The sequence below is a fragment of the uncultured Slackia sp. genome, assembly GCF_944321625.1.
Taxonomy (GTDB): Bacteria; Actinomycetota; Coriobacteriia; order Coriobacteriales; family Eggerthellaceae; genus Slackia.
The window spans coordinates 1-8,391 of sequence record NZ_CALUMA010000039.1 but is presented as its reverse complement, the minus strand read 5'-3'; the positions used below and the strand labels follow the sequence as shown (position 1 = coordinate 8,391).

Genomic DNA, 8,391 nt, shown 5'->3' with positions numbered 1-8,391 from the left:
TGCATTTCAAAAGAGAAACCGGGCGCCCCGCAATCCGGGGCGCTCGTAGGAAACGAGGGAACTATGACCGACCTTTGGCCCCGCATCGAGGGGCTCATTCGCGAGGCGGGCCGCGGCATCGAGCGGCCTGCGCGCTACATCAACCACGAATGGGGCTGCACGTACAAGCCCGAGGCGACCTACCGCTTCTGCATGACCTACCCCGACACCTACGAGCTGGGCCAGGCCAACCAGGCGATACGCATCCTGTGCAACTGTGTGAACGCGGTGGAGGGCATGGCTGCCGAGCGCGCGTTTCTGCCGGCCGCCGACATGTGCGACCTCATGCGCGAGCGCGACATACCTGCGTTCTCGCTCGAGAGCTGCGCGCCTGTGGCAGAGTTCGACGCGGTGGGCATCACGCTGCCGCACGAACTCGCCGCCACCAACGTGCTGGAGTTCCTCGACCTGGCGGGCATTCCGCTGCGTACCGCCGACCGCGACGAGGCGTGCCCCCTCGTTATGGCGGGCGGTCCGTGTGCGTTCAACGCCGAGCCCTATGCGCCGTTCTTCGACGTGATTATGCTGGGCGAGGGCGAGGAGGCGCTGCCGGAGCTTCTGCAGCTGCACCGCTCCATGAAGGCCGAGGGAGCCTCGCGAGCCGACATCCTGCATGCGATGGCGAAGGTTCCCGGCACCTATGTTCCCTCGCTCTATGAGGAAGTGTCCGAGGAGGAGGCGCAGGAGAGCGGCTCGTGGGTGCGCCCCGTCTTTGATGACATCCCGCAGACCATCGAGAAACGCATCTGGGAGGGCTTTGCCGAATCCGACGCCTACGAGCCCACCATCGTGCCGTTCACCGAGGTGGTGCACGACCGTCTGAACGTGGAAATCCTGCGCGGCTGCACGCGCGGCTGTCGCTTCTGCCAGGCGGGCATGATGTATCGCCCCGTGCGCGAGCGCAGCGCTGACAACATCGTGTCGGCCGTGTGCCGCGGTCTTGCCGAAACGGGCTATGACGAAGTGAGTCTGATGTCGCTTTCGTCCACCGACCACAGCCAGATCGAGGAGATTCTGCGCAGGCTGAACCACGCGCTCGAGGGCAAGGGCATTTCCGTGTCCATTCCCAGCCAGCGTCTGGATTCGTTCGGCGTCGAGATGGCGGAGCTCGTGGCGGGCGGCAAGCGCGGTGGCCTCACTTTTGCCCCGGAGGCCGGCACGCAGCGCCTGCGCGACGTGATCAACAAGAACGTGACCGAAGACGACCTGTTCGGTGCCATCGACGCGGCGTTTTCCGCCGGCTGGCGTCGCTGCAAGCTGTATTTCATGATCGGGCTTCCCACCGAGACCGACGACGACATCAAAGGCATCGCAAGCCTTGCGCAGCGCGCCTACGACCGCGCCAAGAAGGCCGTGCCTGAGAACCAGCGCGGCAATGTGCGCATGAGCATCAGCTGCGCGCTGTTCGTGCCCAAGGCGGCCACGCCGTTCCAGTGGGACGGCCAGATTGCGCCCGAGGAGGCGCAGCGCAGGATCGACCTTCTGCGCGGCAGCGTGAAGTACAAGGCGGTGGATGTGCATTGGCACGAGCCCGATGTGTCGCTCGTGGAGGCCATGATGAGCCGCGGCGGCCGTGCGGTGGCGAATGTGGTCGAGGCGGCTTGGCGCGGCGGCGCGCGCTTCGATGCGTGGACCGAGTTCTTCAGCCTCGACACGTGGCAGCGCGCCTGCGAGGAGTGCGGCGTGTCGATGGAGGGCGTTGCCCAAGCGGCATGGGATACCTCGTACGTGGTTCCGTGGGCGCATCTTTCCGCTGGCGTGACCAGGAAATTCCTTGAACGCGAGCGCAAGCTGGCGCTCAAGGAGAAGACCACGCCCGACTGCACGATGGGCGCGTGCTCGGTATGCGGCATCTGCGCCACGCCGTACTCCGGCATCCAGACCCAGGAGGTGCGCCATGGCTGATTTCCGTTTGCGTGTGACGTTCAACAAGGCGGGTCGTCTGGGCATGCTCTCGCATCTCGAGCTTGCTCGTGCCCTTGAACGCGCCGTTCGCAGGGCCGATTTGCCCTATGCGGTCACACAGGGTTTTTCGCCCCACATGAAGATTGCATTCGGCGCGGCGCTTCCCGTGGGTGTTGAGAGCACCTGCGAGATTTTTGACGTGTCGCTCACCGAATACGTTCCAGCCGATGAGGCGCTTGCTCGGCTGCAGCAGGCGAGCGCGCTCGACTTGATGCCGCACGCCGCGCGCTACCTCCAGCAGGGCGAAGCGGCGGCAAGCGTGGCGTTTCCCATCTCCCGTTACGAGGCGCGGCTGACCGTGCCGGCGTCGAGCCTGCGCGTGCCCGACCAAATCGTGGTGGTGCGCAAGAAGAAGGAGAAGGTGCTGCATCCCGCCGAATTCATTCGCTCGATGAGGTTCGGTGCGGTTGATGGCCGGGATGGCGAGAACGTGCTGACGTTCGAGCTCGAGGCCAAAAACACCGGCAGCCTTCGTCCTGACGTGCTGCTCGACGCCATGACCAAGGAGAGCGGCGTCGACGGCGCGCGCGTGCTCTCGGTGGTGCGCGTTGATCAGCGGGCCCTTGAGCAAGAATAAGGCTGTGTTCTTAGTATTCTTGTGCTAGGATAATCCGGTCACACGACCGGAGCAGAAAGGGTGGCATATGAAACCGTATCCTTCCATCGATGCCTGGCTGGCAGAGGCGAAACAGGACCCTCAGGCCGATCAGGTGGGAATGTATCTGACCCATAACGGCATTGTTCGATCCACCCCTAAGGCGCAGGTGCGCGCCCAAAGCGATGAAGAGCGTGCGGCGGGCGAGGCCCTGGGGCGCGTCGTCGCGGTTGACTTTTCCTACGACGCTGCAGGCCTGGATGCCGCCATCGCCGAGGCTCTTACCTGGCCCGGCATCTATTACGTGCGCGCATGGCTCAATGAGGGCGAGGTTACCGTGGGAGAATCGCTCATGTACGTGCTCATCGGAGCAGACATTCGCCCGCATGCCGTAGATGCGCTGCAGCGTCTGGTTGGCCATATCAAGAACGACTTGGTGGTCGAACGCGAGATTTACGCGTAGACGGCACTGGCGCGCGAGGAATCCGACGCGTACTATATGCAAAGCACAAGGACGAAACGGCGGGCCGCGATGTGCGGCTCGCCCTGCATGCGGAAGAATGGGGGAGATCCGCATGGCGCAACTCTACAGGAGGCCGAGCCCTGCCGTCGCGTTCGTGGGGCGGCATAATTCGGGCAAGACCACGCTCATCGAGAAGGTCATCGCATATCTGGCCGCGCAGGGGCTTGACGTCGGCAGCGTCAAGCACCACGGGCATCGCGGCTTCGACATCGACTATCCCGGGAAAGACTCCTATCGCCATCGCGCGGCGGGGTCGCGCGACGTGGTGATTGTGGCGCCCGACCTGATGGCGCGCGTGACCGAGCTCGATACCGAGCCGGAATGCGACCAGGTGGTTGCCGATATGCCCGGCCACGACATCGTGATTGTGGAGGGGTATCGTCAAAGCGGTTTGGACACGATCGAGGTCATGCGCTCGGCCAACGAGCGCGATGCCGCGGCGATGGAGGAGTTCATAGAGTGCGGCACCGTGCGCGGAGGCTCGCCCGTGGCGGTGGCGACCGATGACGAGCGCACCGCGGATGCGGCTTTCGCCCGCGGCATCGCTGCGTTCGGGCTCGAGGACGTCGAAGGCATCGCGTCGTTCCTGCAGCAGCGCTACGTGCGCCCCAAAGTGACCGTCGCCATTCAGGCGGGCGGTGAATCGCGGCGTATGGGCAGGTCGAAAGCGACCGTGCCGTTTTTAGGAAGGCCTCTGCTCGAGCGTATCGCCACGCGTCTGGCGCCTGTGGCCGACGAGCTGCTCATCACCACCAACGAGCCCCAAAACCTGACGTTTCTGGACAATTTGGACCTGGGCTGCCCGGTGCGCCTGGTCACTGACGTCTACGACGTGCGCGGCGCTCTGCGCGGCATCTGCACGGCGTTTTCGGCGGCGAAGTATCCTTATCTGGCGCTCGTGGCGTGCGACATGGTATTCGCTTCGCCGGCGCTCGTTTACGAGCAGGCGCGCATCGCGCAGCGCGAGGGGGCCGATGCCGTGGTGCCCTGCAACGCCAACGGGTACGAGCCGTTCCACGGGCTGTACCGCGTCGACGCCTGTTTGCCCGCCGTGGAAGAGGCGCTTGCGCGCGGCGATTCACGCGCCAAGGATTTCTTCGGCGACATAGCCATGCGGGAGTTCACACGCGACGAGGTGAAGGACGCCGCGCCGTTCGGCGGCTGCTTTGTGAACGTGAACACACCCGAAGAGCTGGCGCACGCCGAAGAGATGATTCTGGAGAACGGAGACCGATAGCCTATGCCTTCTATCGTCGATATGGTGGATATCCTGGAGCGGCTGGAACGCAAGGCGCTCCATATCGAACCCACGCGCTGCGTGAAGGTGCGCAATCGCAACGCCTCGTGCACGCGGTGCGCGGATGCGTGCACGTCGGGCGCCATCACGGTCGAAGGAAACGTTATCGACATCGACGGCGAGAAGTGCACGGGCTGCGGCACCTGCACGGCGGCATGTCCCACGGCGGCTATCGTGTGCGACAAGCCGTCCGACGCCCAGCTTGCGGCGGATCTGATGCGGTCTATCGAGGCGAACGATGGTCGGGCCGCTGTGATCTGCGGACGTGTGGCCGCGCGCAAGACCGCCGACGTCGACCGCGTGGCGGAGGCGTTGTGCCTGGGGCGCGTGGACGTGCCGTCGCTGATCAAGGCCGCGGGATGCGGCGCTCAGGATATCGTGCTCATCGACGCCGACTGCTCTACGTGCAAATTCCGCGCCGCCGTTCCGCTCATCGACGCTTCGGTTGAAGAGGCAAATGCGCTGCTCGCGGCATGGGGAAGCGATGCGCGCGTCACGCGTACCAGCCAGGTGCCTGCAGCGCTCGTTGCCACCGAACGCGAGCAGGCGGTGGGCGGCGTGTCGCGTCGCGGCTTCTTCACCGGCGTGAAGTCGCAGGCCAAGACGCTCGCCAAGGAAACGGCGACGTATGGCCTGGAAAAAGAGCTGGGTATCGGCAAGGAGCACGCGACGTTGCGCGATGTGCTCAAGGTGGGCGAGGACGGGTGTCTGCCCCATGGGCCCATCCCTCGCCACGAGGATCTTCTCGAGGACCTGTTCGAGATGGGGGAGCCTGATGACGTGGTGGTTTCCACGCGTCTGTGGGGTGATGTGTCCATGGACCCCGAGAAATGCGACAACTGCGGCGTGTGCGCGACCTTCTGCCCCACGGGGGCGCTTTCAAAGGTGATGCGTGACGCCGAGAAGAAGCCCGGCAGACCGGCGAAAAAGGATGCCAAAGAGCTGGATTGCCTTGAGTTCCGTTTGTCGGACTGCGTCGGATGCGGCATGTGCGCCGACGTATGCATAAGCAAGGCTCTTACGGTGTCGCACGACATCGAGGCGCCGCGCGTGTTCGAGCTCGAACCCGTGTCCATGCGCGGGTCCAAACAGAAGCGCGGCATAGGCGGCGCTTGGCGAAGCTGATCCGAAGTATCGGCTTTCAAGGAGAACGCAAAACGGCCCGCCCAGGGTGCTTGGCATCTTGGGCGGGCCGTAATCATATCGGGCGCCAGGGAAGCATCCCTGGCGACTGCGGACTATTTCGCCATAAGCTCCTTCAGCGCGTCTGCGGCGTAGGCGGATGTGCGGCGCTGCACCTCGTCGTAGGTGTCCAGCAGGCGCTGGCCTTCGGGGGTGAGGGTCGATCCGTGGGCGCCGTCGCGTTCGAGCAGCTGCACGCCGAACGCCTCCTCGGTCGTCTTCATGATGCGCCATGCCTTGCTGTAAGCCATGCTCATGTTCTTTGCCGCCTTGTTGAGCGACCCGTGTTCACGCACGCCGCGGCACAGCGCAGCCACGCCGCGACCGAATACCGCGTCTTCTGCCGCATCGCTTACGAAGCTGAGCTTGATTTGCGGCGTCATGTTCGAGAACGCGTCTGCCATACGTTCCTCCTCGTTGGGTACCGTTCTTTCGCGCGGCGCCTCAAACGTGCGCCTGTCCTGCGAAATCGTTTTAATCATATCACCTTAGTCGAGAATATGCTGCTCGCGTGCCGCGACTGAACGGAATAGTGGGGGAATGAGAGAGGTTTCTCTCGCGATTATATTCTCATAAAAGAATATAATTGGTTGCGCATAGAGAACCAAACGCTCAGCCGTTGCTGCATAAGCTGCCTGAGGAGGCGCCATGTCTGTTACGCTCCGCATATCCGATGCCCGCCTGGACGAGCTCATCGCCGAAGACGTTCCCTACATCGATCTGACCAGCGAGGTGCTGGGCATAGGGGATGCGCAGGGGTCTATCGAGTATTTCACGCGCGAGGCATGCGTGCTGTGCTGTACCGAAGAGGTCGAACGCATCATGGGCAAGCTGGGCCTGGAGATGGACTGGTCGCTTCCAAGCGGCACGAGGCTTGAAGCGGGACAGGCGTTTTTGCGGGCGCACGGAACCGCGGCGCAGCTCCATATGGCGTGGAAGGTGTGCCTGAACCTGTTCGACCACTATTCAGCCGTGGCAACCAAGGCCGATGCGATGGTGCGAGCCGCCCATGCCGCTAACCCTCATTGCGAGGTGCTCGCCACGCGCAAGTCCCATCCCGGCATCAAGGATCTGCTTACCAAGGCGGTCATGACCGGCGGGGCGTATCCCCATAGGCTGGGGCTTTCCGAAACGGTGCTGGTGTTCGACCACCACATGAAGTTCATGGGAGGCTTCGACGCCTTCGTGGAGCAGCTGCCCGCCATTCGCCGCCGCTGCATCGAGAAGAAGCTCTTCGTGGAGGCGGGTGCTCATCAGGCGCGCGTCTTGGCGCGGGCGGGCGTGGATGGCATCCAGTTCGATAAGGTTCCGCCCGCTGAGTTGTCGTCGCTCGTCGGCGAGCTGCGCGCCATCGATCCGCATCTGACGCTCATCGCCGCCGGCGGCATCAATCCGCAGAACGCGGGGGAATACGCCGCCACGGGGGTGGACGGCCTGGCCACCACGGCGCTGTTCACGGCGAAGCCCATCGACATGAGCGTGAGGATGAACCCGCTGCACTCGTAAAGGCGCATAACAATCCCTGGTTGCCTCTTTATTTATTCTTGAATGAAAATAATATCTTGAATTATCCTTAAATAGGAATATACTTTGCAGAGAGATATACGTGCATGAGAACAATGAAGCGCGTATCCGTTCGAAGCAGGGAGGGAATATGCTTAAAGCAGGTAAGTTCAAGCTTGCAGGAGCGACCGCCATGGCAGTCATCATGGTAGGGTCATTCGGTCTGTTCGGCTGCTCGTCCACCAGCGCCGAAGAGGCCCAGCCCGCCGAGGAGCAGACGACCACCGAGCAGGCCTTCGAGCCCCAGGAGCAGGTGCAGCTGCAGATCTTTGCCGCCAACTCGCTGGAGAAGGCGCTCAACGAGGTTCAGGCGCTCTACACCGAGCAGACCGGCGTGACCTTCGCCGATACGCAGTACGAGGCGTCCGGCACGCTGAACGAGATGCTGGGCGGCGGCGCCACCGCCGATATCGAGATCACCGCTTCTAAGGGCACCATGGACGATGCCGTGGAGGAGGGCTATGTCGACGAGGGCACCCGCTTCGACATGTTCACCAATGACCTGGTCATCGTGGCTGGCACCGATTCCGACATCGACGAGATGACGCTCGAGGAGGCCGCATCCGGCGACTACAAAATTGCTGTGGGCGACGACAACGTGCCCGCCGGCAACTATGCCAAGCAGGCCCTGTCCACCGTGGGCGCCTGGGTCGATGACGAAGGCACCGTGGGTCCTGAGTCTGACGGCAAGGGCGGCACCTTCGACGGCACCCCGCTCGAGGGCAAGGTGACCGAGGGCAAGTCCGTGGGCGATGTGTGCTCGTACGCCAACACCGGCGATGTCGATCTGGCGTTCGTGTACAGCTCCGACGTGTACCGCTTTGGCAACGTGAAGATCGTGGGCACCGTTCCCGCCGATGCCTGCAAGGCCATCGTGTATCCTGCCGCCGTGTGTGCTAACACCGAGAACGCCGACGCTGCCCAGGCCTTCCTGGATTGGGCCGTCAGCGACGAGGATGCGCTGAAGATCTGGCAGGAGTGGGGCTTCGAGCTGGCATAATAGGGCTTCGAGGCAATCTGGCTTGACCAGACGCTTAGTGGGTTTCGTTCCGTTCTATGGCCCGGCGCTTCGCGCGTCGGGCCATAGGCGTGTGTGGCGCGGTCCGGCGAGGGGCAAATGAGGCAATCGTCCCTGACGGTTTGGGGCGCACGATGGGCGACAGCCTTGACTCTTACGAAGGTGATGAAGGGGTTTATATGGGGAAACGTATTGCGGCGATGATCCTT

8 protein-coding genes are annotated in these 8,391 nt (G+C 63.3%); 7 read left to right on the top strand and 1 reads right to left on the bottom strand.

The genetic code is table 11. The features are described from left to right. Nucleotides 1-63: 63 nt before the first annotated feature. The 5 genes from Q0J60_RS03495 to Q0J60_RS03475 all read left to right on the top strand — a co-directional run bounded on the left by Q0J60_RS03495 (nt 64) and on the right by Q0J60_RS03475 (nt 5,544). On the top strand, nt 64-1,944 hold the full coding sequence (locus Q0J60_RS03495) for a TIGR03960 family B12-binding radical SAM protein (RefSeq protein ID WP_294438851.1): 1,881 nt from the start codon (nt 64-66) through the stop codon (nt 1,942-1,944). Then, on the top strand, nt 1,937-2,581 hold the full coding sequence (locus Q0J60_RS03490) for a TIGR03936 family radical SAM-associated protein (RefSeq protein WP_294438848.1): 645 nt from the start codon (nt 1,937-1,939) through the stop codon (nt 2,579-2,581). Before Q0J60_RS03495 ends, Q0J60_RS03490 begins: the two co-directional genes overlap by 8 nt. A 67-nt stretch (nt 2,582-2,648) precedes the next feature. Further along, nucleotides 2,649-3,062, top strand: a complete 414-nt coding sequence (locus tag Q0J60_RS03485) for a molybdopterin biosynthesis protein (protein WP_294438847.1) — start codon at nt 2,649-2,651, stop codon at nt 3,060-3,062. A gap of 112 nt (nt 3,063-3,174) precedes the next feature. Continuing rightward, nucleotides 3,175-4,359, top strand: a complete 1,185-nt coding sequence (gene mobB, locus Q0J60_RS03480; protein ID WP_294438846.1) for a molybdopterin-guanine dinucleotide biosynthesis protein B — start codon at nt 3,175-3,177, stop codon at nt 4,357-4,359. A 3-nt stretch (nt 4,360-4,362) separates the two neighbouring features. Continuing rightward, nucleotides 4,363-5,544 carry a 4Fe-4S binding protein gene (locus tag Q0J60_RS03475; protein WP_294438845.1) on the top strand — a complete coding sequence of 394 codons (1,182 nt, stop codon included), beginning with the start codon at nt 4,363-4,365 and terminating at the stop codon, nt 5,542-5,544. 113 nt (nt 5,545-5,657) lie between these two features. Here Q0J60_RS03475 and Q0J60_RS03470 read toward each other — a convergent pair whose 3' ends face one another. Next, the gene (locus Q0J60_RS03470; protein WP_367178773.1) at nt 5,658-6,083 is read right to left on the bottom strand and encodes a winged helix-turn-helix domain-containing protein; all 426 of its coding nucleotides are present in this window, start codon (nt 6,081-6,083) and stop codon (nt 5,658-5,660) included. Nucleotides 6,084-6,249: 166 nt separating this feature from the next. Here Q0J60_RS03470 and modD point away from each other — a divergent pair, with 166 nt between their 5' ends. Both modD and modA read left to right on the top strand, forming a co-directional pair. After that, nucleotides 6,250-7,107, top strand: coding sequence for a ModD protein (gene modD / locus Q0J60_RS03465; RefSeq protein WP_294438843.1), 858 nt, complete (start codon nt 6,250-6,252; stop codon nt 7,105-7,107). A gap of 148 nt (nt 7,108-7,255) precedes the next feature. Then, entirely contained in the window at nt 7,256-8,164 is a 909-nt protein-coding gene (gene modA, locus Q0J60_RS03460; RefSeq protein WP_294438841.1) for a molybdate ABC transporter substrate-binding protein, read from the top strand. Nucleotides 8,165-8,391 lie beyond the last annotated feature (227 nt).

What these genes read in the sequence shown, in the direction of transcription:
- modD (WP_294438843.1), top strand. Translation starts at nt 6,250, where the DNA reads ATGTCTGTTACGCTCCGCATATCCGATGCCCGCCTGGACGAGCTCATC.
- Q0J60_RS03495 (WP_294438851.1), top strand. Translation starts at nt 64, where the DNA reads ATGACCGACCTTTGGCCCCGCATCGAGGGGCTCATTCGCGAGGCGGGC.
- Q0J60_RS03470 (WP_367178773.1), bottom strand. Translation starts at nt 6,083, where the DNA reads ATGATTAAAACGATTTCGCAGGACAGGCGCACGTTTGAGGCGCCGCGC.
- Q0J60_RS03485 (WP_294438847.1), top strand. Translation starts at nt 2,649, where the DNA reads ATGAAACCGTATCCTTCCATCGATGCCTGGCTGGCAGAGGCGAAACAG.
- mobB (WP_294438846.1), top strand. Translation starts at nt 3,175, where the DNA reads ATGGCGCAACTCTACAGGAGGCCGAGCCCTGCCGTCGCGTTCGTGGGG.
- Q0J60_RS03490 (WP_294438848.1), top strand. Translation starts at nt 1,937, where the DNA reads ATGGCTGATTTCCGTTTGCGTGTGACGTTCAACAAGGCGGGTCGTCTG.
- Q0J60_RS03475 (WP_294438845.1), top strand. Translation starts at nt 4,363, where the DNA reads ATGCCTTCTATCGTCGATATGGTGGATATCCTGGAGCGGCTGGAACGC.
- modA (WP_294438841.1), top strand. Translation starts at nt 7,256, where the DNA reads ATGCTTAAAGCAGGTAAGTTCAAGCTTGCAGGAGCGACCGCCATGGCA.